The 26563-nt window shown below is 46.2% G+C and carries 24 protein-coding genes and 2 pseudogenes; 20 read left to right on the top strand and 6 right to left on the bottom strand.

The features are described 5' to 3' along the window. Positions 1-60 precede the first annotated feature (60 nt). The 8 genes from PVA01S_RS14290 (at position 61) to PVA01S_RS14255 (ending at position 9453) form a co-directional block, all read left to right on the top strand. Positions 61-1269, top strand: coding sequence for a 2-methylaconitate cis-trans isomerase PrpF family protein (locus PVA01S_RS14290; RefSeq protein WP_127608172.1), 1209 nt, complete (start codon positions 61-63; stop codon positions 1267-1269). A 180-nt stretch (positions 1270-1449) separates the two neighbouring features. Beyond that, on the top strand, positions 1450-2211 hold the full coding sequence (nfsA, locus tag PVA01S_RS14285; RefSeq protein WP_127608171.1) for an oxygen-insensitive NADPH nitroreductase: 762 nt from the start codon (positions 1450-1452) through the stop codon (positions 2209-2211). 64 nt (positions 2212-2275) lie between these two features. Further along, a complete protein-coding gene (locus tag PVA01S_RS14280; RefSeq protein WP_127608170.1) occupies positions 2276-3301 on the top strand; it encodes a tripartite tricarboxylate transporter substrate binding protein in 1026 nt (341 codons plus the stop codon). Positions 3302-3362: 61 nt separating this feature from the next. Then, positions 3363-3806, top strand: a complete 444-nt coding sequence (locus PVA01S_RS14275) for a tripartite tricarboxylate transporter TctB family protein (RefSeq protein WP_127608169.1) — start codon at positions 3363-3365, stop codon at positions 3804-3806. A 23-nt stretch (positions 3807-3829) separates the two neighbouring features. After that, positions 3830-5329, top strand: coding sequence for a tripartite tricarboxylate transporter permease (locus PVA01S_RS14270; protein ID WP_127608168.1), 1500 nt, complete (start codon positions 3830-3832; stop codon positions 5327-5329). Positions 5330-5347: 18 nt separating this feature from the next. Continuing rightward, positions 5348-6826 (top strand): aldehyde dehydrogenase, encoded by a 1479-nt coding sequence (locus PVA01S_RS14265; protein WP_127608167.1) that lies wholly within the window; start codon positions 5348-5350, stop codon positions 6824-6826. A gap of 27 nt (positions 6827-6853) precedes the next feature. After that, positions 6854-8476, top strand: a complete 1623-nt coding sequence (locus PVA01S_RS14260) for a thiamine pyrophosphate-binding protein (RefSeq protein WP_164751837.1) — start codon at positions 6854-6856, stop codon at positions 8474-8476. A 23-nt stretch (positions 8477-8499) separates the two neighbouring features. Next, positions 8500-9453: a 2-hydroxyacid dehydrogenase gene (locus PVA01S_RS14255; protein ID WP_127608165.1), complete on the top strand. Its 954-nt coding sequence runs from the start codon at positions 8500-8502 to the stop codon at positions 9451-9453. Between the two features lie 27 nt (positions 9454-9480). Here the strand turns inward: PVA01S_RS14255 and PVA01S_RS14250 are convergent, their stop codons facing one another. Next, on the bottom strand, positions 9481-10377 hold the full coding sequence (locus tag PVA01S_RS14250; RefSeq protein WP_127608164.1) for a LysR family transcriptional regulator: 897 nt from the start codon (positions 10375-10377) through the stop codon (positions 9481-9483). 159 nt (positions 10378-10536) lie between these two features. On the opposite strand from PVA01S_RS14250, the gene PVA01S_RS27730 reads away from it, so the two are divergent. The 3 genes from PVA01S_RS27730 (at position 10537) to PVA01S_RS14235 (ending at position 12782) form a co-directional block, all read left to right on the top strand. Then, complete coding sequence (locus PVA01S_RS27730; protein WP_127608163.1) at positions 10537-10890, top strand: MFS transporter; 354 nt, start codon at positions 10537-10539, stop codon at positions 10888-10890. A gap of 666 nt (positions 10891-11556) precedes the next feature. Beyond that, a complete protein-coding gene (gene greA, locus PVA01S_RS14240; protein WP_230876280.1) occupies positions 11557-12021 on the top strand; it encodes a transcription elongation factor GreA in 465 nt (154 codons plus the stop codon). 209 nt (positions 12022-12230) lie between these two features. Continuing rightward, a complete protein-coding gene (locus tag PVA01S_RS14235) occupies positions 12231-12782 on the top strand; it encodes a DUF7010 family protein (RefSeq protein WP_127608161.1) in 552 nt (183 codons plus the stop codon). Positions 12783-12864: 82 nt separating this feature from the next. Here the strand turns inward: PVA01S_RS14235 and PVA01S_RS14230 are convergent, their stop codons facing one another. The 3 genes from PVA01S_RS14230 to PVA01S_RS14220 all read right to left on the bottom strand — a co-directional run bounded on the left by PVA01S_RS14230 (position 12865) and on the right by PVA01S_RS14220 (position 14560). Further along, positions 12865-13359 (bottom strand): SRPBCC domain-containing protein, encoded by a 495-nt coding sequence (locus tag PVA01S_RS14230; RefSeq protein ID WP_372814259.1) that lies wholly within the window; start codon positions 13357-13359, stop codon positions 12865-12867. Between the two features lie 92 nt (positions 13360-13451). Continuing rightward, positions 13452-13772, bottom strand: coding sequence for an ArsR/SmtB family transcription factor (locus PVA01S_RS14225; protein WP_054796181.1), 321 nt, complete (start codon positions 13770-13772; stop codon positions 13452-13454). Positions 13773-13819: 47 nt separating this feature from the next. Continuing rightward, positions 13820-14560 (bottom strand): SDR family NAD(P)-dependent oxidoreductase, encoded by a 741-nt coding sequence (locus PVA01S_RS14220; RefSeq protein ID WP_127608159.1) that lies wholly within the window; start codon positions 14558-14560, stop codon positions 13820-13822. A gap of 125 nt (positions 14561-14685) precedes the next feature. Between PVA01S_RS14220 and PVA01S_RS14215 the strand changes: the two genes are divergently transcribed. The 5 genes and pseudogenes from PVA01S_RS14215 to PVA01S_RS14195 all read left to right on the top strand — a co-directional run bounded on the left by PVA01S_RS14215 (position 14686) and on the right by PVA01S_RS14195 (position 18792). Continuing rightward, on the top strand, positions 14686-15591 hold the full coding sequence (locus PVA01S_RS14215; protein WP_127608158.1) for a LysR family transcriptional regulator: 906 nt from the start codon (positions 14686-14688) through the stop codon (positions 15589-15591). 318 nt (positions 15592-15909) lie between these two features. Then, a pseudogene (locus PVA01S_RS14210) lies at positions 15910-16242 on the top strand (IS110 family transposase); the annotation flags it as partial. A gap of 41 nt (positions 16243-16283) precedes the next feature. Further along, positions 16284-16762, top strand: a pseudogene (locus PVA01S_RS14205) (DUF6530 family protein). A gap of 579 nt (positions 16763-17341) precedes the next feature. Beyond that, the gene (locus PVA01S_RS26650) at positions 17342-17491 is read left to right on the top strand and encodes a hypothetical protein (protein WP_155615386.1); all 150 of its coding nucleotides are present in this window, start codon (positions 17342-17344) and stop codon (positions 17489-17491) included. Positions 17492-18009: 518 nt separating this feature from the next. Beyond that, positions 18010-18792 carry a squalene/phytoene synthase family protein gene (locus tag PVA01S_RS14195; RefSeq protein ID WP_164751836.1) on the top strand — a complete coding sequence of 261 codons (783 nt, stop codon included), beginning with the start codon at positions 18010-18012 and terminating at the stop codon, positions 18790-18792. A gap of 390 nt (positions 18793-19182) precedes the next feature. Here the strand turns inward: PVA01S_RS14195 and PVA01S_RS14190 are convergent, their stop codons facing one another. Then, complete coding sequence (locus tag PVA01S_RS14190) at positions 19183-19947, bottom strand: cysteine hydrolase family protein (protein WP_127608156.1); 765 nt, start codon at positions 19945-19947, stop codon at positions 19183-19185. 83 nt (positions 19948-20030) lie between these two features. On the opposite strand from PVA01S_RS14190, the gene PVA01S_RS26645 reads away from it, so the two are divergent. Continuing rightward, positions 20031-20198, top strand: a complete 168-nt coding sequence (locus tag PVA01S_RS26645; protein ID WP_155615385.1) for a hypothetical protein — start codon at positions 20031-20033, stop codon at positions 20196-20198. 22 nt (positions 20199-20220) lie between these two features. After that, a complete protein-coding gene (locus PVA01S_RS14185) occupies positions 20221-21168 on the top strand; it encodes a Gmad2 immunoglobulin-like domain-containing protein (protein WP_127608155.1) in 948 nt (315 codons plus the stop codon). Positions 21169-21395: 227 nt separating this feature from the next. Here the strand turns inward: PVA01S_RS14185 and PVA01S_RS14180 are convergent, their stop codons facing one another. Next, the gene (locus PVA01S_RS14180; protein ID WP_127608154.1) at positions 21396-22952 is read right to left on the bottom strand and encodes an ABC-F family ATP-binding cassette domain-containing protein; all 1557 of its coding nucleotides are present in this window, start codon (positions 22950-22952) and stop codon (positions 21396-21398) included. Positions 22953-23430: 478 nt separating this feature from the next. On the opposite strand from PVA01S_RS14180, the gene PVA01S_RS14175 reads away from it, so the two are divergent. Together PVA01S_RS14175 and PVA01S_RS14170 are read left to right on the top strand one after the other, a co-directional pair. Continuing rightward, positions 23431-25419 carry a LacI family DNA-binding transcriptional regulator gene (locus tag PVA01S_RS14175; protein ID WP_127608153.1) on the top strand — a complete coding sequence of 663 codons (1989 nt, stop codon included), beginning with the start codon at positions 23431-23433 and terminating at the stop codon, positions 25417-25419. A 29-nt stretch (positions 25420-25448) separates the two neighbouring features. Then, positions 25449-26561 (top strand): fatty acid desaturase family protein, encoded by a 1113-nt coding sequence (locus PVA01S_RS14170; RefSeq protein WP_054796188.1) that lies wholly within the window; start codon positions 25449-25451, stop codon positions 26559-26561. The last annotated feature ends 2 nt before the right edge of the window (positions 26562-26563 follow it).

Below are 26563 nucleotides of genomic sequence, written 5' to 3'. Positions count from 1 at the left end.
TATTCTCCACAGGGTGCTACCATAATTGTATGAACAAATTTACCCAATGGAGGTAAGGCTATGTACGATTTTGGCCAAATTCATAAAATTCCAGCCGTCATCATGAGGGGGGGAACCAGCAAAGGTTTGGTACTGAGAAATTCAGATCTTCCTTGGGATCCTGCATTGCGGGATGAAGTCATTATACGATTATACGGTACTCCTGACATTAATCAAATTGATGGGCTTGGCGGAGGTACGCCTCTGCAAAGCAAACTCGCGCTGGTCGGACGCCCCTCACATCCGGATGCGGATATTGATTATACATTTGGTCAAGTCAGCCTGAAGAGCAAAAGAATTGATTATAACGTAACTTGTGGGAATTTCGTTACTGCTGTAGGCTTGTATGCTGCAGAGGAGGGCTACGTGGAATTGAAGGAGCCCACCACTCACGTCCATATCTATAATACGAATACGAATAAAATCATAGTTGCGGAAATACCGGTCAAGAACGGGCAAATCCAATATGAGGGCGATTATGTAATTGACGGCGTTTCCGGAGCATCATCGAGAATCATGATCAACTTTTTGGACTCGGGCGGTGGATTTACCGGCAGAACTCTTCCCACTGGAAATCCAGTTGATCTAGTCCAACTTAAAGATGGGCGGGATTTTCAAGTCACGATTATTGACTGTGCGAATGTTGTGATTTTTGTTCGGGCGACAGATCTGGGGCTGAAGGGTATTGAGTCAGAAACAGAAATTAACGGTCATCCACACCTGCTGGACACATTGGAACACATTAGGGTGGAATGTGGACTATTAATTGGCGTTATAAAGGAGGAAGACCGGGCAGCAGTGTCCCCGTCGACTCATGCGCTTCCCAAAATAGCCTTAGTCTCCTCATCGAGTGAATATACCACAAATAAAAACAAGCTGATCCAGGAAACCGAAGTCGATATCGTATCCCGTTACATTTCGATGGGGTCGCTGCACAGGGCCTATGCGGTCAGTGGTGCGATGGCTCTCGCCACGGCTACCAAAATCCCTGATACGATTCCTAATCAATTATTTTCTTCGCCTAACCCGGAGGTAAAGATTGGCCATCCGTCCGGAATCCTAGAAGTGGAATCCGTTGTCGTACAAGACGGTAATAACTGGAGAGTGACAAGGGCCGCGAATGGACGGACGGCCAGAAGATTAATGGAGGGCTATGCCCATGTTCCAGCCGCACTGCTTCGAAGCTGGATGCCGGGGGATGCACAAGTAAAAGAAGGAATTTGTGAATAATTGTCTAAATGTTGAAATAATAGTAAATTTGCAGTGAAAGCCCAAAACTGGAAAAGGAAGTGATGAGGAACAGAGAAAGGAAAGCGCTATCATTCGGTTTGAATCTACTGCTTTGAAATGAAGAGCAGATCAAGCTATTTCCATCGCACAAAGGTGCCAAGAGGGAGGGAATGAACTTCGATGAATGCTGAAAATTATCCCGATGTGATCCGTCTATTACAAAATCATCGATCCGTACGTAAATTCATAAATAAAGAAATTGCTGAATCCGATTTGGAGCACATCATTAGGTCGGCCCAAGCAGCTTCCTCATCAAGCCACGGCCAATCTTATTCGATTATTAGGGTGACCGATCCTAAGAAGAGAAGTAAATTGTCAGTGTATGCCGGCAATCAAACTCACGTGAAAACCTGCGCTGAGTTCCTCGTTTTCTGTGCAGACTTATATCGGTTGGAACAGATCTCGCTTCTCAGCGGGGTGGATATGGCCGAATCGCTGGATACTACAGAGATGTTTCTGATTTCAACGATCGATGCCGCGCTCGCAGCGCAAAATACCGCTGTTTCCGCTGAAGCGCTTGGATTTGGGATTGTTTATACCGGAGGGCTGCGAAATTATCCCTATGAAGTAACGCAACTGTTGAACTTACCGAGGCGGGTTTACCCGGTTTTTGGGATGTGTATCGGCTATCCCGAGGAAATCCCGGAAAAAAAGCCCCGGCTTCCTTTGAAAGCGTTTTATTTTGAAAATGAGTATAAACGAATCGAAGATACGTCCCTACATATTCGAAAATATGACGAAGTGATGAAACAATATTATCTCAACAGGACCGAAGGCAGCCGATCTGAGACTTGGACAGAAACGCAAACCATGAAACGCAAGCCATCCCGAAGATTGTTCATGAAGCCCTTTTTAAAGGAACAAGGCTTTCTTCTTATATGAGACTACCCATAACGACGGTTACCGGTATTTCTAATACATTTATGAGGTTAGGGAGGTAATTGGTTTGAAGAAAAAAATTCAAAAAGCGGTTTCTCCTATCTTTATTTTATTTCTGGTACTGGCACTTGCGGCCTGCGGTGCACAGAGATCGACCCATTCGACGGAAGTGATGTCGAAGGATACCGGTTCAGCCAATAAAGCGGATGATTACCCTCACAAAGCCATCAACTTGGTAGTTCCTTTCACAGCCGGGTCTCCCGGCGATGTGTTCTCCAGAACCTTTGGCAAGATTGCCGAGAAATACCTCGGACAATCCCTCGTTATCGTCAATAAAGAGGGCGGAAGCGGCGCAATCGGCGTAACGCATATGTTAGCGCAGCCGGCTGATGGTTACACCATTGTTTATCACTCTTCGACCTTTGCCTACACAATGGCAGCGGGCCAAGTCTCTCTTAAATCGAAGGATATCCTTCCCATCGCAACGATCAACGCGGATTATCAAACTGTGGCCGTAAAGAAAGACAGCCCATTTACAACATTTGAGGAGCTGGTGAAATTCGCCAAGGAAAATCCCGGTAAGCTGAAGTTTTCCGGCTCGACGGTTAAAGGAACCAATCATGTACTCGCTTTAAAAATATTCAAAGAGGCTGGAATTCAAGCGAGCTATATTCCTTATGACGGGGGAAACAAGTCGGTGCTTGCACTGTTAGGAGGAAATGTGGATGTCCTGGTAGGATCCAGTTCGGTTGTGAATGCGCAGGTCGATTCCGGTGACCTTCGTTTGTTAGCCGTGAGCAGCGGTGAGCGGGCTCCGAACCGTAAAGACGTTCCTACCTTGAAAGAGCTCGGTCTCACGAAAATCGCAGATGAAAATATATGGAGAGGTTTCTTCGGAAAGCCGGGCATTCCCAAAGAGAGACTGGAAAAATTGGAAAAGGCGTTTGAACAGGCCATGAAGGATCCGGAGTGGCAGGAATATCAGAAAAAAGAAAACCAAATCGACTTTTACAAGAACAGCGCCGATTTCGCCAAATACTTTGAACAATTTATGAAAGATGGGGAAGAAGTATTCAAAGGCTTGCCCAACTAATTGAAAGGGGGATTAGCACAGGCTGATTCCCCAACCATTACATGGCAACGGAGGCGTAGGGATGGGCTATAAATTAGCAACTTATATATCTTTGCTTTTTTTCATCGGCATTGGAGCGTTTTTTTTCATCTCCTCTCAAACATTGCCCAAGTCATCCAGCGGGCAAATCGGGCCGGCCTACTTTCCCGGCATAGTGAGTGTCCTTCTCATTCTGTGCTGTATCCTCAGCTTTTTTACGACAATGAAGAAAAATGACCAACACATCCCGCTGCCTAATCTTCGCTATATCATTTGGACGATAGTACTGTCCGCCTTATTTACAGCTGTTTGGGAATGGATGGGCTTGTTTTACATCGTATCGTTTGTTTTTCTTGCCATTCTCATATATTTGTACGATCAAGCCAAACCTTCTTTTATAAAAGTATGTAAAGCCATGGGTATTTCACTGCTAATGGTGCTGCTGGTGTATGGAACTTTTGAACTTCTATTGGGCATCACCTTCTAAAAACCGGGTATGGAGGTTCGTATATGGAGTTTTTTTCCTTTGATTTCTCCCTTCTGTTTACTTGGGGAAATATGTTTGCCATTATTTTTGGCGCCATATTCGGGTTATTTATCGGAGTTCTACCAGGACTCGGACCCACGGTTGGCATCGCTCTGCTATTACCGCTTACCTACAATATGGACCCGTTGGCTTCTATTCTCATGCTGGTATCCCTCTATCAATCCGCTGAATATGGGGGTTCCATTTCGTCTATTGTACTAGGCATACCGGGTAATGCCGCGGCTGTCGCGACAACACTTGACGGCAACGCCATGGCGAAACAAGGATTTCCAGGCAAGGCGTTAGGCTATTCTTTAACCTCATCCACCATCGGGGGATTATTCGGAACCTTAATATTGATGGTGCTGGCCATCCCTTTAACCAAACTGACCATCAAGTTTGCCGACCCGGAATTTTTCTTAATCGGGGTTTTAGGACTCGTATGCATTATCAGTTTAAGCTCGAAGGATGCGATGAAAAGCGCTGTGTCCGTACTGCTGGGGCTGCTTCTCGGCATGATCGGCATGGATGTCTTTACGGGATCTCAAAGATTTACAATGGGAAGCATGGATTTGATGGAAGGACTCTCGATGATTGCCATGCTGACGGGGATGTTCGCCATTTCGGAAGTATTGTCGATGTTGACAGATGATCTGAATAAGCGCTACGTAACAGACAACCAGAATTTGAAGACGAATTTAACATGGAAGGAGTATAAATCGGTCAATAAAAGTGTATGGAAGGGATCGATTATCGGAACTCTGGCGGGGATTATCCCGGGATTAGGAGCGGGTCCGGCTTCGTGGCTTGCCTACACGGATGCTAAAAGATCTTCGAAAAATCCGAAAAAATTCGGGAAGGGGGAACCGAATGGAATTGCCGCCCCTGAAGCAGCCAACAATGCGGTTGTGGGCGGAGCCTTAATTCCCTTATTAACGTTGGGGATTCCTGGGTCAGCCGCTACAGCCGTGATTTTATCCGCATTTATGATTCACGGCATTCAACCCGGCCCGCAGGTGTTTAAGAATGATCCCAATCTGATCTACGGGATTTTCTGGGGATTTCTGGTTGCGACGATTGCGATGTATTATTTGGGCAAATGGACTACGTCCTTGTGGGCTAGAACGTTAACCATTCCAAACTATATTTTGATTCCGATCATCCTTTTTGCAGCTTTGATCGGTGCTTTTGCCGCGAGGGGCTCCCTTTTTGATGTGTGGGTTACGATCATCGTCGGTGTGGTCAGCTTCTTTATTTTAAAGCTGGATTATTCTTTCCCCGCGTTCATATTGGCATTCGTGCTTGGCCCGATGCTGGAGAAAAGCTTAAGGCGCTCATTGATGTTATCTGATGGCAGTTACAGCATTTTTGTCTCCAGAGGGTACTCCATCGTCCTTGTAGGCTTGATAGCCCTTCTTGTAGGCAACATGCTTTTTCAATTTTTGAAAAAGAGATCTGTTAAAAAAGAAGACATTTCAATATAGAGGCGGGTGAACAGGAACATGGCAGCTCATTACCAAATGCTAATCAAGGGACGCTGGGTGGACAGCTCAACCAAGGAACGTTTCCCGTCGATCAATCCGTTCAATCAAGAAGTTTGGTCGGAGATTCCACAAGCTTCGGAAGAGGATGTGAACGAAGCGATCGAAGCGGCGCGTACAACGTTTGATACGTCCTGGAAACATGTAAACGGTTTAGAGAGAGCCCGATTGTTAATGAAATTCGCTGATCTATTAGACGAAGATGCGGAGCGAATGGCCGCACTGGAGACAACCGATAACGGCAAAGTGATTCGCGAAACAACAAATCAGATGCATTTTGCCGCTAGAAATTATCGTTTCTTCGCAGGTTACGCCGACAAATTATATGGCGAAGTCATTCCGCTCGATAATCCGATGATGTTCGACTATACCCTAAGGGAAGCCGTCGGCGTAGTCGTTCTTATCACCTCGTGGAACTCGCCTATTGCCATATTGGCCAACAAGCTTGCGCCGGCCCTGGCTGCAGGGAACACGGTTGTGATTAAGCCCTCTGAGCACACAAGCGCCACTACATTAGAGCTGGGTAAGCTGATTCAAAAGGCCGGTTTTCCGGATGGTGTGGTGAATATCGTCACAGGGGACGGCAGGGTAGGAAATTACTTAACGCAGCACCCGGGCGTAAACAAGATCAGCTTTACCGGCGGGACGGAAACCGGTAAGCTCATTTCCCGCAATGCAAGCCAGAATTTGATTCCGGTAACCCTTGAACTCGGAGGGAAATCCCCTAATATCATTTTCGACGATGCGGATATTCATGCGGCTGTAATCGGAGCGGTAGCGGGCATCTATGGCGCAAGCGGCCAAACCTGCATTGCCGGATCGCGTCTGCTTGTACAGCACTCCGTTTACGATGAAGTGATTCAAAAGATTGTGGACAAAGCAAAAACGATTCGATTAGGCAATCCTATAGATCCGTTAACGGAAATGGGCCCGGCCGCGAATAAGCCTCAGTATGATCGGATTCTCGGGATGATCAGCAAGGGGAAAGACGAGGGAGCAAAATTAGTTTATGGAGGCCATGCAGTAACCGATCATGAGCTGAAGAACGGCTATTTTATTGCCCCCGCGATATTCATCGATGTTGATAATAAAAGTACGATTGCGCAGGAAGAAATTTTTGGACCCGTTCTGTCTGTTATTCCATTCACAGATCAAGACGAAGCTGTACAGATTGCCAATGACAGCAAGTATGGCTTGGCATCCGGGATATGGACGTCCAATGTGAAGCGGGTTCACCGGTTAGCCAGACAAATTCAGGCGGGAACCGTTTGGGTGAATACATATAGGACATCGGCAGCTCAAGCTCCGTTCGGAGGGGTAAAATTGAGCGGCCATGGGAGAGAAAGAGGCTGGCATGCGCTGTTGGAATACACGCAGATCAAGAATATCATGTTGAATTTATCCGACGATACGCGGGATCCGTTCTCGATACAAATGTGAGCTCAGAATAGTGGAGAGGTGACGAGTTTGAAATTAGGAGAAGCGATTACCAGGAAATTAGGAAATTCAGGAATCAATACGGTGTTCGGCCTTCCTGGAGGGGGAAGCAGTTCCGATTTGCTATGTTATATGGGTGATCTTGATATGGAATTTGTACTGACTCAGAACGAAACTACAGCCGCCATTATGGCAAGTGTGTACGGCGAGGTCACCGGTAAGCCAGGCGTATGCCTTTCTGACCTCGGGCCGGGAGCCTTATCTATGTCAACGGGTATTGCGTACGCCTTATTGGACCGTGCGCCGTTAATCTCATTGAGTGACAGATATGGTCACGATAGCGTAGATTACGCGCTGCGGCAAAAGGTGTCCCACATTGAGGCTTTTAAACCGCTAACCAAGCTCGCCAGCAGCCTGTCGGTTTCCAATTGGAGCAGCATGTTAAATAGAGGATACACTGTCTCCATGACTCCCAAGAGAGGGCCTGTACACTTCGACGTTCCGAATGACATCATTAACAAGGATGTCGACGAAGACACCGGCAGCTTCTGCCGTGATGCTTATCGGCTGACGGCTGATGAGGCCAGCTTGAAAGCAGCGGCCGCTCTCATTAAAAAAGCTAAATTCCCCGTTGCTATTGTGGGTCTAAGCATTAATACAGGTAATGGGGAACAGTACGAACATTTAAAAGCGTTTATCGAACAATTTGGCATTCCAACATTTAAAACAGCTAAGGCTAAAGGGTCTTTAAGTGATTATCATGAACTGTCGCTAGGTGTATTCATGGGCGGAAGACTCGAGACTTCCATCATGGATAAATGTGATTTGATTGTTGGAATTGGTCTTGACCCTGTTGAACTGCTGCCTAAGAAATGGCGGTACACGCAGCCCGTTGTCTACATAAGCAATGATTCAAATGATCAAGAAATGTACCGTGCCGTTGTGGAAGCGGTGGGGGACATTGGAAATACCTTACATTCCATTCGTGAATATATGACGGACTGCAGTAATCAATGGAAGCTGGATGAAGTAGCCAGCTATCGTAATCTGGTAAGAGTGACCTTAGAGACATCGGGTCCTGCTCTCACCGCAGACAAGGTCATCATGATCTCGCAGGAGGAACTGCCCAAGGATGTTTTGATGACCGCCGACGTTGGAGCCAGCAAGCTGCTGGTTATTGAATTGTGGGAGTCGATGAACCCGCAGTCCTTTTTTATCTCAAACGGATTGGCAACTATGGGCTTTGGGCTGCCTGCTGCAATGGCTCTGCAGCATGTTTATCCCAATAAGGTGGTCGCTTCTCTAACCGGTGATGGGGGATTCATGATGCGATTGCCGGAAATCGCCACCGCTGTGCAAAACAAATGGCCTGTGATTTCAATTATATTCTCCGACCGCAGGTTGAGCCTGATGGATGTTAAGCAGGTTAAGAAAGGCTACAGCAAGCCGTTTGGTACCGAGTTTGTGGCACCGGATTACGTCAAATTTGCCGAAAGTTTAGGAGCTAACGGGTGGAGCGCCGAGACGGAAGACGAGCTCAGATTGGCTATCCGTCAGGCACTTGCCTCCACTAACGGCATGCCTTCCATCATAGAAGCTAAGATTGATCCGTCGACCTATCACGAACAGTTTGAAGCGATTCGAGAACTATAGAGGTTAAAAGGGGATGAAAACTAGTGAGTGCTCAGGACGCTGTAAAAAAATTGGCCGTTTTAGGCGATTATGAAAAGGTCTTCCCTACTTCGCCTTATGCGAACCCATGTAGGGAGCTGGGGTTTGAAATCACGTTCTCACACGATCCGGTTACAGAAGCCGAAGCCGTGGAATTGATGCGGGAGGCTGATGTCGTTGTTCTCGTTCGAGAGAGGGTTCCCCTTCCTGACCATGTCTTGAAGCAACTGCCACGGCTGAAGGCCATCTCGCAGGCCGGTACCGGAGTGTCTCATATTGACCTGGATGCAGTGAACCAAAGAGGGATTCAAGTATTCACCTCGCCGGGCCTGTCCATTTCGTCTGTTGCGGAACTGACAATCGGTATGATGATCGCCTGTTCACGACAATTCCCGGTTCATCAGGCTCATTTAAAAGAAGGAAACTGGATCCAAACGCCGGGGTTTGAATTAAAAGGAAAGCGGCTTGGTCTGCTGGGCTTCGGCAAAATTGCCAAAGAGGTGGCGAAAATTGCCTCCGCCCTCGGTATGGAAGTGACAGCTTGGCGCCCGACGGGGATCAAGGGGGATGAAAATTCCTATGGAGTTCAGGTGTTAGAGCTCGATGAGCTCCTTGGAACTTCGGATGTGGTTTCCGTCCATCTCCGTCTCGTTCCTGCTTTAAAAGGTTTGTTGAATAGGGAGAGACTTCGCCAACTAAAGCAGGGAAGTATAGTTATCAATACTTCAAGAGGTGCCCTTGTCAATACCGAAGCGCTTGTTGGCTTATTAAAGTCAGGACATCTTCGAGGTGCGGGAATCGATACGTTTGAAGAAGAACCGCTGAAGTCTAATCCGTTTGCGGACTGCCCGAATGTTGTGCTGACCCCTCATATCGGTTATGTAACGTGGGACGTTCTTCAGCGCTTCGCGGACGAGTCGCTGAAGAATATCATTACCTTTAAAGATAACAGCATTTGAGAGGATACACCCGGCGCCGGCGCTTTATTACTCTATAGGATGTTCCGAAGCATCACCTAGAACATGGCATGATTCTTGCTTTATAAAATCTACAAAGGCTTTCACTACCGAAAGCTCCAATGTAATGTCGCGGTTAATCATCCAGGTTTTTCTAAGGATAGGCTTGTTGTCTGACGAATGTAAATTTATGGTGTGTAAAGAGTCGTGATCACTTAGAATGATGCCCGGTATGATCGCATAACCCATACCATGCTTAACAAGTTCTACACAAGTGTCTATTCGATCTACTTCCATAGTGATAAGCGGAGGCTGATTATAATGAGCTTGCCACCATTTGTAAATGGAGTCTTTTAAGTGCGAATCGGTTTTATAATTGATTCTCGGAAGATTGGGCAAATCTTGCAAATGGATTGGGTTCGTAGAAGCAATGCAGAGGGGCTCCTCATACAACAAATGTATTTGTTCATGCCAATTGTTCTCACCACGCACGATTCCAATATGCACTTCATCTCTGTATAAGAAATTTACAACCTCTGAACTCCAGCCTGTTTTGACGTGGATTTCAATTTCGGGATAAATCTCTAGAAATTGTTTTAATAAAATCGGCAGACGGTACCTGGCAAAGTTACTTGAAACGCCGAGCCGCAGCGTCCCTCGAACTTGATCGTTCATATTTTGGACCATTTCCTTGGTCTTTCGCAATTCAAGCAGCATCTTTTCAGCATATTCTACCATGCTCTCTCCTTGCGGGGTAAACTCAACCCCCTTTTTACCTCGCGAAACCATTTGGGCACCGAACTGTTTTTCAATATTTTGTATGCGGTACGTTAAAGCCGGTTGAGAGATGTAAAGGAGCTCTGCTGCTTTGGAGATGCTTTTTTTCTCATAAAGGGTTTTAATAATGAGCCAGTCTTTCTCGTCCATGAGTACCTCCGAATATAATAGATAAAAATTATCGAAATTTAAAATATCTCACAATCATACTTATAATTATAAATTGTACTACAGTTAAATTGGGAATCAAAGTAAATTAGCGCTCATTAAGGAAATTTATATAGATAGGAAGTCGGTGAGAAGCTTTTGGTGTTTTTTATGGTCTCGCTGCATGCTTCCTTCCTCGGGATTACCGCTGTTGAAATAAGTATTATTGTTGCTTGTTATGCGCTGCTGCCCGTTTTTCTCGCAGTACGAATGGGTAAATGGACCGATAAGTATGGGATACGAAGGATGTTAATGCTCGGCAACGGTGCGTATTTGGTTGCAGTGGTTATGGGTACGGCGCTTCCCAATTTTGTAACATTTGTACTGCAGCAGTCACTCATTGGCATAGCTATTACTTTATTAATGGTTTCTTTGCAAAAATGTATGGGCAGGTGCTCTCTAATCGGGAACTCTTTTCCGCTTATTTTCCATTGCTGGGGGAACAAATGGGGGTAAATTCGGTCGAATGAAGCTGTTAACCAGGTCGTTATACATTAGCGGCGTAATTTACTTATTAACCCCTTTATCACCCTGGATCACAGTGTTGGTTGTGTTTGTCGGAATACTAGGGGGCAGCCGCTTAGTTTATCGTTTGTATTGGAAGTCAGCCCATCGGATCGCCGAGGTGAAGTACTGGGACTTCGGATGACGGTAAACCGCGCATCTCAGTTCATGATTCCATTGGTTTTCGGCGGAATTGGAGGCTTGGCAGGCGTGTCCGCCGTATTTTGGGCGAGTGGGGCAGTGTTGGCATTTCTCGGATATGTAACGAGACCCCTGCCGATGGAAATATGCTGCCCATCCAAATCATTTATGGATAAGTTCAACCGGTGAAAGGACAGACGAATGATTACATTCGGCCTGTCCTTTTCTAATCGTACTATGTATGGCCTCGATTCCTTTCAACGTCTTATCAGGGCATACATCGCCCAGTATGTAGATATTGGAAATATTAGTATTTTTTTGAAGAGAATCGATAAATTCATCGATAGCTTTTTGGATATACGGGAATTTCTCTATGTCTCCCGTCCTGTAGGCAAGATAAGTTCCATTTAGTCACGGGATAAGGTAAAATGGTACGACGATAGCCAGATGGGAGTGGGAACAGTGGGTAATGATGAAATGATTTTAACGCGAGAGGGCTTGGCGAAATTAGAGGAGGAACTCCGCGAGCTTAAAACCGTCAAGCGTAAAGAATTAGCTGAGCGGCTGAAAGTAGCGATTAGTTACGGTGATCTCAAGGAAAACAGCGAATATCATTCGGCTAAGGATGATCAGGCATTTATGGAAACAAGGATCCTGACGCTTGAGCGCATGTTAAAAAAAGCCAAGGTAGTGGATGAGGCCAGCATGAGCTTGAACCACGTAAGCATAGGTTCTGTAGTGATCCTAAATGATATCGAATTCGCTGAGAAGATTGAATACCGTATTGTTGGTCCGGCCGAAGCCAATGTGGCGGATAACAAAATCTCATACGAAAGTCCGCTCGGGAAAGAGCTCCTGGGCAAAAAAGTAGGTGACATCATTAACGTGAACGCTCCGATGGGTATCCTGCAATATGAGCTGCTTGAAATTAAGGGGAGCTAAAAGCGGGAAGTGGTCAAAAATTGGCGTTAATAGGAAACGAGAGTATAATATAGTGATACGCGGGCTGCCGGTTCCTCGATCGGCAGCCTTGCTGTGCTGCCGGGCACATTCATGTTAATAAACAATAACACGCTATGCAACAATAGTCTCAAGATTACGTCATTAATACAGGGTTGGGTAAAAACATTTTATGGGAATGGATGATTCGCATGAAGTATGAAGACATGACTTTTGAAGAAATGAGAAATGATCTGATCAGGACGGCCAAAAGAGGATATTCCTTTCCGCTTGCCGGAGCACTATTCATGATTGTGGTGACTATTCTAGCTCAATTTTTAGAAGAAGACATTTTAAAAATGGTTTGGTTGTTTGGCATGGGGAGTATATTTCCATTAGGCGTATTGCTTGGTAAAATGCTTGGTTTTGATGTCATGTGTAAAAGTCCTCTTGGAGTGTTGGGTGGACTGGTTGGCGGGATTCAAGGATTATTCTTGCCTGTCTGGATATTTGCATACGTGCATAACCCCGAATATTTGCCATTCTTTATCGGTGTGTTGGGCGGAGCTCATTTCCTGCCGTATTTCTTGATTTATCGTAGTAAAGCCTACTTATTCATGGCAGTAGCTACCGTCATCGTTTCGGTTATATTTGGTGCCATATTTGTTGAAAATTCATATTTTACAACGCCAATAGCGATCGCATGCGTCTATTTCATTTCTTTTTTTTGGATTCAAAATGAAAACCGGAGGGACCATATATAAAGGGTATGGCTTGATGACACAAACGGCCGCCGGCTTCAAAGCCAAGCGGCCGTGCTGATGTATTCGGTCATCACACCGCACCTTACTTAATTTCTTCCAGAAATTCCTCCAGATTGTCCCAAGTCGAGGCTATACCTTCGAGCATTCCCATATCCATTACGGTCTTGAGTGCGTCGGCCGATGCGTATTGAGCGTGGCTGATCAGTTTCGTCTTGCCTTCATGTTCGACGAAGGTCATCGTGACCAGCGTCTCCGGCATTCCCTCAACTATATTGCCTTCCGCATCGGAGAACGAGTCGACGTAGACAATCCGCTCTGGCTCTACAATTTCGTGGTAGACTGCTTTGCCCCAAGATTCCTGGCCGTAATATTCCTGGCTCTCGTCTGTGCACTTCATACAGAAATGCCATACCCCGCCCGGACGGAAGTCGATGTTGCAAACCGTAAGCGGCCAGCCTTTCGGTCCAAACCAGCGTTTTAAGTGTTCAGCTTCCGAAAAAGCCTTAAACACGAGCTCACGCGGCGCATCGAATACGCGCTCCAGTACCAGAACATGATCTTCTACTTTCGATATCATTTTATTTGTCGTCAATTCATTTTCCTCCTAAATAATGAATTATGCAGTTGCACAATTGCTCCCAGCTGCGCTACAAAGCCGTATCCCCGTTATTACTTTCCTTGCAATTCACGTAAATAATCGTCCAAGCGGTCGAATCTATCCTCCCATAGGGTTCGAAAGGAATCAATCCACTCATCCAGTTCTAAGAAGGGCTGTGGCTGCAGTTTATAGATGCGGCGATTCGCGCTTGGATGCACCTCAACGAGCCCGGAATCACCAAGTACACGTAGATGTTTAGATACCTGCGGCTGACGGAGCCCGAGTCGTTCGGCTATTTCTCCTACAGTGAGTGGACCGTCACGCAAAAGCTCGACGATGTGTAATCGGTTGGGCTCGGCAAGTGCACTCAATGTTGTCATGTTCACGCCCATATAACGTATCTCCTTTCCATTTGAATATACACTTATAGGAATATTCCCTATAACGTTTGTCCACTGTCCACTGTAATGATTTGACCTGTCATTGCTTCTTGTTCCAAGGCTGCGCAGATAAATTTAGCGATATCTTCAGGTGTTGAAACTCGCTGCAGCAGAAGATTAGGAGCCAGCCTCTTCATTTGTTCCTCCCTTCCAGCCCACCATCTTGTCGCGACGGCTCCTGGAACAACACAGTTGACTCTAATATCCGGAGCTAAGGCGCGTGCTAACGATTTCGTAAGACCGTGAACTGCCGCTTTGGATACGGCGTATGGAAGAGAGGATCCTAATCCTGTTTGTCCGGCTATACTGCCGAGGTTGACTATCGCTCCTTGTTTATTCATTTTCATGAAAGGGGCTGCAGCTCGCGCGCAGTGATACATTCCTTTGACATTAACATCATAAAGCTCGTCCCATACTTCTTCCGTTGCCGCTTCCAGATCATCAAACGGGATATGCCGTGTAATGCTGGCATTATTCACAAGCAAATCAATTCTCCCAAATTGCTGCACCAATTTATCAACCATTTCCCTTACTTCCTTGTCTTGAGAAACGTCGGCTTGTATGGCTATTGCGCACCCACCTTTTATATTGATGATTTGTGCTGTTTCTTCCGCATCGGCTTTAGAGCGCGAATAGTTCACGGCGACGGTTGCCCCCCGCTCAGCAAGCGCGAGACAAGTAGCGCGGCCAATCCCTGTACCACCGCCGGTAACAAGAGCCACTTTGTTTTTTAAATTCATATGTAGTCATCTCCTTTTGCTACACTCTGATGTAAATGATTGTATATTGCCATTTCGAATTTGTATAATTGAATAAATTGATCGATAGGTTCAAAAAAAATGAACTCGGAGCTAGGAGAACTACGATGGATCTTAAAACATTAAAAACCTTTCAAATGATTGTGAAGTACGGTAGTTTTATCCGTGCAGCTGATGCAATGAATTATGTACAATCTACCGTCACGATGCAAATCCAAAAGCTTGAATCCGAATTGGGCGTTCAGCTTATCGAACGCGGAAAAAAGATCCGGTTAACAGAAGCCGGAAGACTGTTCTACGACCAGAGTTTGCAAATTGTAAAGAATATGGAACAATTACAAACGAACTTGTCGGATTTACAATTAGGCGAAAGGGGGAATATCCGTTTAGGGGTGACGGAGCCAACTGCCAGTTATCGATTACCTGGTATCTTAGAGAGATTTTTATCACAATTTCCGAAAATTCGTATCTCTCTGGACTTTGCAAACACGCCAACATTGAGCGAGCGGCTTCTCAAAGGGGATGTTGATTTGGCTCTTTGTTCGGCACCGGATCTGGGTTCCGATCTCTATTTTGAACCCTTATTTAAGGAAGAGTTTGTGGTCTTGATGCCGGAGAACCATCCACTTGCCCAAAAAGCGGTTATTACGCCGGATGATATTCGGGGACATCGTCTGCTCATCACGTCAGAAACCTGTCCGTACCGCAGAAAACTTGAGATGGTACTGCAGGAATCAGGGAACGTTCCAATAGACACGATGGAGATTGGCAGTATGACAGCTTTGAAATATTATGTCGAAAGCGGACTAGGTATTGCCCTTGTGCCAGAGATTGTTTTGAAACCGGTTCCTACAGGAACTACGATACGGGCTATGAGCGGCAGTCTTATATACATGACTTTCGGCATTCTTTCCAAGCCATCGGAATATCCGTTGAAACTGGCAAGCTCAAAGCTTTACCAATTTCTCAAGCAAGAACTTCTTGAACAATCCCCCAATGGACTCATACGGTGAACCGTAGCACAAGTCATTGAGTTAACGGTTAACGATAGTCCAATACCGAGAGGGCTGCCACGCGGCAGCCCTTCACTAGCTAACGGGCAGCATTCCTGTAATGAAGAAAATCGGGGTTTGAATGCAAAAAAGGCCTCTTGATATCATAAATAGTGTCCTGACGCTGGCCGGCAAAAGGGACAACTACACATGTATCAGGAGGCTTACAATGAAATATAACCAAAATCATAAGATTGTTCAAATCACTCCACGTACGCTCATCATTGGCGTAGACATTGCTAAGTTCGCGCATGTCGCTCGTGTGCAAGATTTCAGAGGATTAGAGTTTTTAAGGATTGGGAAGGGAAAGCAGCATTGCAATTGCTAAAGCTCAATATGTTACCTCATGAGCTGGTAGTGTTCTCTGATGAAGCGATACAAACGCATCTTAGGAAGGCCGTAAAACGAGCTGTCGGCTTGAGCAAGGTGAGAGAGTTAAAGCATGTCGCAAGCCTCTCCATTGGCATTCGTCAGGGCTCAGATATGGCTAAATTAGAGCTCAGCACATTATTAGATAAGTACGAACTATTTCAACAGAGGTTAGAAGACCTCGACTCAAAGATGGACAAACTTCTCGTCCAAATTCCTGGTGTTGAGCAAATGTTAGTAATTTAGTAAATTACTAATTTAGTAAACGGAAAGAAGGAAACAAAATGAAAATACCTACTACATTAAAACATAAACCTGTTGTCGTTTCTGAAAACTATGATCAGGTTGACGGCCGATTCGCCGGGAATACGGATGCGAAAGGTCTTTCCTTGGGATTAGCTCAGTGGAACGATAGGGGAAAGGTCGATATTTCTGCGAAAGTATGGAGATACACGGGGGAAAAATGGTCGCGGCAATCCGAGGAACTCCCACTCCATCGCGTTCTTGATTTGTCTATTCTGATTTGCCGATCCTTAGCGTATTTCCGCGAAGCCTACAGGTACGAGCATTTATATGATCCACAAAATCCTGTCATAGACCGGGTTGGTCTGCAGGGGGATGCCATGACTGTAGCAGTATGTACAGAGAATGATAAAATTCACGAAGATATCAGACTGTTCAGTCAAGCACTGAGTGATGATGATGAGTTGACGGGGAAAGGCTGCGCACATTATCAAGAATGTTAAAGGATATGGGATATTAAGGAGAGAATTACATGGATAAGAATAAGCGTAAGGAACTTCTGGAAGTATACACAAGCAGCTTAAGACCTACATGGGTGTAATACAAATAACAAATAAGGTCAACGGCAAAATTTATGTAGATAGCTATCCCAACCTAAAAAACAAATGGGTGACCATTTATGATTATATCCATATATCACCCCTAGATGAAGAAGCTTTTTTGACGGAGTTAAAGAAGCGATGTCCTCATTTGCACATGGAGACACGTTAAGCCTTCTGTGCTGAATAGCAGGCTGTCATGTTAATAACGAAAAAGAATGGATGGCCTACGGAAATTCAATGGTAAAGACTTGATCTCTACGATATCATTCGTACACTTTGTAGATTCTGATCTCGATAAAGATTTGCTGACGATTATTGCGGAAAACGTTAGCACAATAAATGCCGGCGGCTGAAGCTGCCGGCAATTTAAATATACACCCATGTTTGTGTCGCGGCGCTGTGATACAAACATAGGCTGTTATTCTTGGTAGGAACAGGCTGATTTATGGATGATTTCCCAAGAATATGTGCAGTCTAAATGCGGAGGTGAAATAATCATGGACGAGCAAAAGGAAACAGTCACTTCATTCGATCCCAAAACCGGACAATCCAAGGAAGTCAATATAGTCTTGGATCATGCCCGAAATGGGGGGATGAAATACGTAGTCGAAGAAGAAGAGAAGAATAACCGGAAGAATAGCCACTGACGAATAGATAGAAAGCGCATGCTCCCACAGGGGCTTTCCCCTTAACGACACGCGCTTTCTTACATTATTATTAACTACTATTCGTCAATACGTGCTCGACAGGTTTCAGGACTAGTTTGCGTTCTAAGCTGCTGTTATAACTGTGGACTCCAATTTTGTTTCTGTATGACTAGTTCCATTATCCATGCTCTTCCTCCTTTCGCTTGTACAGGCTAATAGGCTTCGTTGCCGCAAAAATAATAATCGACTTCCATTACCTCAGTTTAGTAAAATAAATAGTATAGCCTCTAAAAGCTGAACGAACAGATACGAGAGCTCAATAAAGCTCTGGAGAAGGCTGCCGACAGCAATGGATCGGCAGCCTTCTCCGCTAACGGACAGCTTAGTAGAGTAATGGTTATCGGATTTGGATTGACAATATCAATGTATGTTATCATGAAATTAAACGATGAAAAAATTAAAAGCTAAGCTTATACTTGGAGGGAATACTCATTAATAACGTCGTCCGGAATGATGCAATGACCATGTTGAAGAAAACGAGCCGTACTTTTTATATTCCGATAAGTCAATTGGATTTAGGATTAAGGGAGGCTGTAACATCTGCCTATCTGTGTATGCGGGCTATAGATGAAATCGAGGATCATGATGAACTCACAGACCCATTGAAAGTGGAACTATTACTCGGGATACACGAGGCATTCCAATCCCCGCATATTATCGAAGCAACACAAAAAATACTATCGCCGTATGGGGCCGTATTACCGGCAGTTACCAGGCAACTCGATGAGTGGGCGATGCTATGTCCGACCTCCGGAGCCCCAATCGTATATCGTTACATCGCAAAGATGTCGTTACAAATGGCCGAATGGGTTCAGAACGGGTGGAGCATTCATACGGAAGAGGATTTGGACCGCTATACCTATAGTGTAGCTGGTATGGTTGGAGAAATGTTATCTGAACTATGGTTGTGGCATGACGGGACGCAATCCGATCTAACGAAGGCGGTTGCCTTTGGAAGAGGACTGCAGGCGGTCAATATCCTCCGAAATCGAGAGGAAGATCTTAAACGTGGCGTTGACTTCTTTCCTGACGGCTGGGGATTCAAGGAGATGCAGCAATACACACGTCGCAATTTACAACTTGCCGACTCTTATATCGCAGATCTGAAGGAAGGTCCGGCGTTGAAATTTTGCAAGATACCATTAGCGCTAGCTCATGCTACGGTAAACCTCATCGCTGTCGGAGGAAACAAATTAACGAGAGATGCGGTTCTAAAAATTGTGAGTCGTGTGACTGGATAACCGATTGTCCATATGTAGACGTAAATAAGAAGGGGCTGTCCCCAAACTCTGGCTGGCCTAATAATACGAAAAAACAAACGCATAAGCAGTTGCACTTTGGAAGAAAACAGCAAGGCGAGCGCAAACGGGGCTCCCATCAACGTTCAGGGGCATGGATACTCTCAGTAGCCTGATCGTGGATTTCTTTTTTCAATCCGTGTAATCCTCTCAGCAATTTCGTCAAGGTTGTGGAGGTATTCCTGAAAAACGACGTGTATTGCAAAAGAGAGCCCATCTAAGTCAGACACGATGTTTAGTTGCCCAATTCCGAATTCCTTGCGGAGAATGTAAACCACTCCGAAGTAAGAATTTTGCTATGCGTTGAACTGGGGGGATTTTCATGTTCAGTCCCTATGAATTTTTCATTTTATCTATAGTCTCATTTGTAGACCATGAAGCACTGGCAATCATACGAAAATTTATTTTTGCGGCCTTATCCCCATCCAAGTCGTTTATTTTTGCGGAAGCTGTGGCATCGTGAACCACTGCCACTTCAAATCCCTGTTCGATGAGTTCGCGCATATGAGATTCAATGCACAGATTCCCTGACATACCTGCAAGAATGACGCGGGTAATTCCCTGTTTTCGCAGCTGCAAAACCAAGTCATTGGCTTCGGGTCCGAAAATTTTATGCGGACTTGTGATGACGGTTTGGCCATCTTCAATATAGGGCTTATATTTATCCAGAAAGTCGGCACCAGAACCTTTAAAGCCTTCAAGCGATAATGGGCCTTTTCGTTGATACATGTGGATACCGTGCATCAAATGTTCCATAGCTCCCCCAAACATCCATTTTTGGTCATAGGGATAATAGTAATGAGGGGACACAAACACTTTAAACTTGTTTTCCTTTGCTGTTTTTAATAATAATTCAATGTTCTCAATCGTATGATTTTCAGCAACGCTGTCTTTTACTAAATTCCAGGCTACACCTTTTGGGCTTAAAAAGTCATTTTGCGGATCTGTGAGCACCAAAGCGGTATTGGTTTGAGTCACTTTCATTCCCGGTGATGGAAGTGGTGCGGTTTGCGCTGCTGCAACATTTGGATAAAAACCATAAAGATCAACATTGACAAATAACGAAAACACAAAGAAACACGGTACAATTTTTCTCATGAGGATCTCCTTTCATTGATACACGTACATATTATGTGCTTTATTCAATGGTTTATCCAAGATTCAACAGGGGACAGAGGTTGATGGGAAAACAACTCATTTTGTTCACGAACGGGAATCGAGAGCACCAGAACGGTGCTTCGGTTCCCGTTCCTTCTTTCTCAACTAAAGGGCAGTTATCGGCAGGGAAGTACACGATCAGAGGAAACCGGGAGGCGGCTTTGAAACTTTTGAGGCTCATGCTGCGTTAACCTTTCAAAGGAGCTGAGAAGCATGAGAAAACGGAAAGGGTTTCTTATTCTCGCTTTGCTTTGCATGGCGATGCTAGTGGCAGCATGCGGTCAGGAAAGCGGTTCTGCGGACCCCGCAGCGAATCAGGTATCCGAACAGGAGACGCCAGCGGTCAAGGTAGTTGACAAGGGGAGCATCATACAAAAGGAAGGGAGCCGTTGGTTAATCACAGCCTATGTTGAAAAAAACGGCGCCCCCTATATCGATGCCTTCTGGTTTACCGTAAACGAGCGGACGGTGCTCCAGAACAGCGGCGGCCGTAACGTTTCGCCTGAGAGTATGCCGGTCGGCGCACAAGTGGAAGCGTGGCATGCAGGGGCAGTCAAAGAATCGTACCCGGCACAGACCGTTGCCGTCAAAATCATCATGCATGATCATACGAAGGAGGTGCCCGAAGGCATGATCGGTCAAACGGACGCCGTGCAAGCCGCCCTGCAATCGCAAACCGGGCCGACCGCCGCATGGGCTGTCAAAACCGCCTCGCTGGATGCGGAGAACGGCTACTGGAACGTAGAACTCGTCCAACACGAAACCGTCGATCAACCAGTCACTATACAAATTGACGCCCGCTCCGGCCAAACCGTCCCGATTCCTGTGGCGGCAAACGATGCCTTCCGCGTATTTTCGCCCCTGCCGGGGACAAAAGTCGGCCCCACCTTCACGGTCGAAGGCGAAGCCCGCGTATTCGAAGCCGCATTTAGCTGGACGTTGGAAGACGGACACACTATTTTAGCCGAAGGGCACGAAATGGCCGAAGAGGGCGCCCCGGCATGGGGCCGTTTCCACTTCGACGTCAGCTATGAGAAAGCTTCGCAGCCCAACATGATGTTAATCCTGTACATTCACAGCGCCAAAGACGGAGGCGCCGGGCATGAGTTGATCGTTCCTTTGAAAGTTCCCGAGGAGCGCATCAATTATACGGTTGAGTGATAGTAACTGAGATCGATAAATCGGCAAATTGACGGAAGTGGGCCGGACCCGGGGAGCACATTCCAGAAGCAACGGGTCGGAACATAGCATGGGGAGGAGGGTGCTGAACCCTCCTCTTTTGCCGTCTCGAATGGGAGGCTGGTTAGGGAGAAGAGTCTCATGCTTCTGTTCGCAAAAAAAAGCTTGTCTTACCACTAACGGTCAGACAAGCTTTCGAGGAATACCGTTTAAAACACCTTCGTTGTCCAGGATTCACAGTTCCATGTATCTGTAACGACATCGCGATAAAATTCCGGTTCGTGGGAGATCAGCAGGATGCTGCCTTTGTACGCCTTAAGGGCACGCTTCAGCTCATCCTTGGCATCCACATCCAAATGGTTGGTCGGCTCATCGAGCACGAGCAGGTTCGTTTCGCGGTTGATCAGCTTGCAGAGGCGCACCTTCGCCTTCTCGCCGCCGCTAAGCACGGCAATTTTGCTCTCGATATGCTTGGTCGTGAGCCCGCACTTGGCCAGCGCCGCGCGCACTTCGAACTGCGAGAAAGAAGGGAATTCGTTCCATACTTCCTCGATACATGTGTTATAGTTGGCATCCTTCGTTTCCTGCTCGAAGTAACCAATGTTCAGGTTCTCTCCGAGCTGAACGGAGCCGGACAAAGCCTTGATTTCGCCTAAGATACTCCTCAGCAGCGTCGTTTTACCGATCCCGTTCGCACCCACAAGCGCGATCTTCTGACCGCGTTCCATACGGAGGTTAAGCGGCCTTGACAAGGGACTATCATAACCGATGACGAGATCCTTGGCTTCGAAAATCAGCTTGCCGGACGTTCTCGCTTCCTTGAAGTTGAACTGTGGCTTCGGTTTTTCCTTAGCGAGCTCGATAACTTCCATCTTGTCGAGCTTCTTTTGTCTGGACATCGCCATATTCCGCGTCGCGACACTCGCTTTGTTCCGGGCCACGAAGTCTTTCAAATCGGCAATCTCCTGCTGTTGGCGCTTATAGGCGGATTCCAGCTGTTGCTTTTTCATTTCATAGACCTGCTGGAAGTGGTCGTAATCGCCAACATAGCGGTTTAGCTCCTGGTTCTCCATATGATAGATCAGGTTGATGACGCTGTTAAGGAACGGAATGTCGTGTGAAATTAGAATGAATGCATTCTCGTACTCTTGCAGGTAGCGCTTCAACCAATCGATATGCTGTTCATCGAGATAGTTCGTCGGCTCGTCGAGGAGCAGGATGTCCGGCTTTTCGAGCAGCAGCTTCGCCAGCAATACCTTCGTCCGTTGACCGCCGCTAAGGTCGTTGACGTCCTTATCCAGTCCGATATCGGTAAGTCCCAGTCCGCGGGCGGTTTCTTCAATTTTGGCGTCGATCATGTAAAAATCCTGATTCGTCAACGTATCCTGAATCGTTCCGACATCCTCGAGCAGCTGCTCAAGCTCCTCCGGAGATACCTCGCCCATCTTGGCGTACATGTCGTTCATCTCTTGTTCCATATCAAACAAGTATTGGAAGGCTCCCTTTAGGACGTCGCGGATCGTCATGCCCTTACTGAGCACCGCATGCTGATCGAGATATCCAACGCGCATGCGCTTGGACCATTCGATCTTCCCGTCATCCGGCTGGAGCTTGCCCGTAATGATGTTCATGAAGGTGGATTTGCCTTCGCCGTTGGCGCCGATAAGTCCGATGTGCTCGCCCTTGAGCAGGCGGAAGGATACATCGTTGAAGATGGCGCGGTCTCCAAAGCCATGGCTTAGTCTTTCTACGTTTAATATGCTCATGAATGACACCTTTTCCTTTAAACTTTATTATCGCTTTATTATAAGCGTTAAGGTGCGGATAACTCAATGTGGGAGACGATGTAAAAACCTTAATATAAAGAGTCTATTTCGTGTTACGCAAGCGAGTTTTACCAAGATAATTTTTTACGTAAAAAAATGAATAATGAACATAGTTGAAACCGAATATCATGTTATTGAGTATGTTTTTTACGTAAAAAACGTTGGAATGATCAAAATAAATAGAAAAACAGCCTAATAAGAAGAGGAAAAATATAAATTTCTTTAAATTACGCGGAAAAAATTGCGTAAATTATATAGACGAACAAGTGTGTTTTATGGTATAAAAGACATATGAACTCGTTTATTTGCGCAAATTACCTATGATTACCCTTAAATGTTAGGAAATGAGGTGTGTTGAGAGTCGAAGCTGAATAATTGATACGATTTTTTACGTAAATAATAAAATTGGTGAGTGACGATGAAGATAAAAGACATCGCAGCAAAAGCAGGAGTTTCGGTCGCCACAGTATCGCATGTGGTCAACAAAACAAGATATGTAAGTGCAGAATTAACGGAACGAGTGCTGGCTGTCATAAACGAATCGGAAGGTCAGCCTAACTTTGTATTACGAAATATGAAAGCCCTTCATTCAGATGTGATTTTATGTCTGGTGGAGAATGTAGAGGATTATTTTTACGTCAATATCATTAAAGGGATAAAAAGCAAAGCGGTTGAGTTCGGCTATCATGTGGTGATATTAAACTCGCAGAACAAAGGTTCGATACGTGATTATATAAGGCTGGAGAAACCTTGCGGCATCATCCTGGTACCTGACAAGAACAGTAATGAAGACGTATTCAAGATGAGGGAATTGAGCACGCCGGCCGTATTCATCAATCATCTTGAAAGCGATTCAAAAACTGGCAATGTCGTGATTAATTATTATGAGAACGCCTACAAGGCTGCGCATCATGTCATAAAAAGCGGACATGAAAGGGTTTGTTATATTCATGAGCTGAAGGATGGCTATACGCACCGTCAAATGCTCAACGGATATAAAGATGCGCTGCGAAACAACGGCATTCCGTTTGATCCGGCGCTTGTCATCGGCGTTGGCGCCTATGATCAATTTGATAAACAGATGATGGACAAAATCTTTACAGACGAAAATCGGCCGACCGCAGTGCTCAGCGCAGATAAAAATGCGACGTTGGAGCTGTTAAGATTATTCAACAGCAACAATATAAAGTGTCCCGATGATATTTCGCTGGTCAGCTTTAACGAGTTCGAGCTGAGTCATTTGCTTCAGCCCGCTCTGACGACCGCTGCGTTTGACCCTGTAGAGATTGGCATGAAAAGTGTTGAGAAGCTAAATGACAAGTTAAAGGGTTCGGAGGATAGCGCGGAGGACACGATCGTTCCCAGCAGGCTGAGGGTAAGAAATTCCACGCAGTGCATTGGCAGAGGGCCGCTTGGGGAAAAAGCGGAAAGTCCCGAAGTTTTGCAACTGAGTCCTTTTGAGATGGAACAGATTAAAGCAGGTTCCTATACGGCAGCCATTTCTTTTCACTATTCAGGCATTGCTTGGGCAAGGCTGCATGAAAAAGGGATCAAGGACGTTTTTGCGGAGTTGGGTGTAAAAGTTCTTGCCGTTATGGATGCGCACTTTGATCCTGAACTTCAAATCAAGCAGCATGCAAGTATTTTAACGATGAATCCCGATGTTCTGATCAGTATTCCCGCCGATGAGATTTTGACGGTTCAAAGCTACAGGGAAGTTGCCGCTGCAGGAACGAAGCTTGTTCTGATTGATAATGTGCCGAATGGGTTTACCCGCGACGATTATGTGACCTGCGTCTCAGTCAATCAGAGGGAGAACGGTCAAATTGCGGGCAGAATCCTTGGCGAACATTTAACCAAAAATAAGAAGAAAAAAATCGGATTAATCATGCACGGCGCCTCTTTCTTTGCCACAAAGCAAAGAGATATGGCCGTAGAGCAGGTGTTGCGCGAGGAGTTCCCCGAACTGGAAATCGTAGCGATCGAAAATTTCATCAACGAAAAGAAAGCCTTCGACAAGTGCTATGAGATGATCCGAAGCCATCCTGAAATCGAAGGACTATATGTATCGTGGGAAGGCCCGGCGTTGGAAGCGTTAGCCGCTTTACGCGAATTGAACCGCGAAGACATCAGTATTGTAACGGCGGACTTGGATCATGAGGGAGCTATGAACATCGCGATGGGCGGGCCGATCAAGGGGCTCAGCGCTCAGCGGCCTTATGAGCAGGGAAGAGCGATGGCTCTAGCGGCCGCTAATGCGTTAATCGGCAAAAAAATCCCGTCATTTATCGGGATTACGCCTTATCGAATCACGGCCGACAACCTGTTGACCGGGTGGCAGGAAGTATTGCGTGAAAGACCTCCCGCTGCATTGGTCAATGCAATGAAAAGCAATAAAACAGTCTGACGAAATATGGATTTAAGGAGGAGTTATTTATGGCTGTCAATATCAACAGAAGAGATTATAGCCTCGGCGGACCGGAGGATAAGCGGGCGCAGGAGAAAGGGATTGCGTCGGCCGAATGGTACGCTTCCCCGATTCCCCGCCAAAAGATGAAGGAGCTCATGAAGCGTAAGGACGGCCCGGCCATCCGGGATACGATCATCTGGTTTGCTTTGCTGGGCATCCTCGGCTATCTGGCATACCTTTCCTGGGGGACATGGTGGGCAATTCCGGCATTCGCAGCGTACGGTGCCGTGTATGCGCTGCCAGGGAACTCGCGTTGGCATGAGGCCAGTCATGGAACCATGTTCAAAACGCCTTGGATGAACGAAGTGATTTATCAGATCGCTTCATTCATGAACCTGTTCCCGGCGACGCCTTGGCGCTGGAGCCATGCCCGCCATCATACCGACACCTATATTGTTGGCCGTGATCCCGAGATCCATGCCCCAAGACCACCGGTTTGGCGAGTGTTGGCGGCGGAATTGTTTCGCTTGATAGGCGGAGTGATCGACCTGAAAAGAGTCTTGCTGCATGCCTTCGGTAAGATGGATAAAGAGGAACTGGAGTATATTCCTGCATCCGAGTTCAAGAAAGCGTATTGGGAAGCTCGTGTATGGATACTTATCTTTTTGGCGGTAATAGCGGCTTGTATTTACACGGGAAGCATACTGCCGGCCATGTTTATCGTTCTTCCAACCTTTTACGGCTTCTACGCCGTTATGATTGTCGCTTGGACGCAGCATTTGGGGCTTAATGAAGATGTTCTGGATCACCGCCTGAATACACGTACGGTTTATATGAATCCGATTATCCGATTCCTTTACTGCAACATGAACTATCACATCGAGCATCATATGTTTCCAATGGTTCCTTATCATGCACTTCCCAAGCTTCATGAAGAGATGAAGGGGGACTGCCCGCCGGCAAGCCCGAGTCTCTGGGCGGCTCTCATGGAAGTTTTCACGGCGCTTCGGAAGCAGCGTAAAGATCCTACTTATACCATCGTGCGCAAGCTACCCGAAACCGCGCGTCCGTATAAATATGGTCCGGCACCCTATGGAACGGTAGCTCCTGACGCGACGCTCATGCGGAAAGCGGAGTAAGC

Source organism: Paenibacillus validus NBRC 15382, from assembly GCF_004000985.1.
GTDB classification, from domain to species: domain Bacteria; phylum Bacillota; class Bacilli; order Paenibacillales; family NBRC-103111; genus Paenibacillus_G; species Paenibacillus_G validus.
The sequence above is the reverse complement of the archived record's forward strand: the minus strand, read 5'-3'. Positions and strand labels throughout refer to the sequence as shown.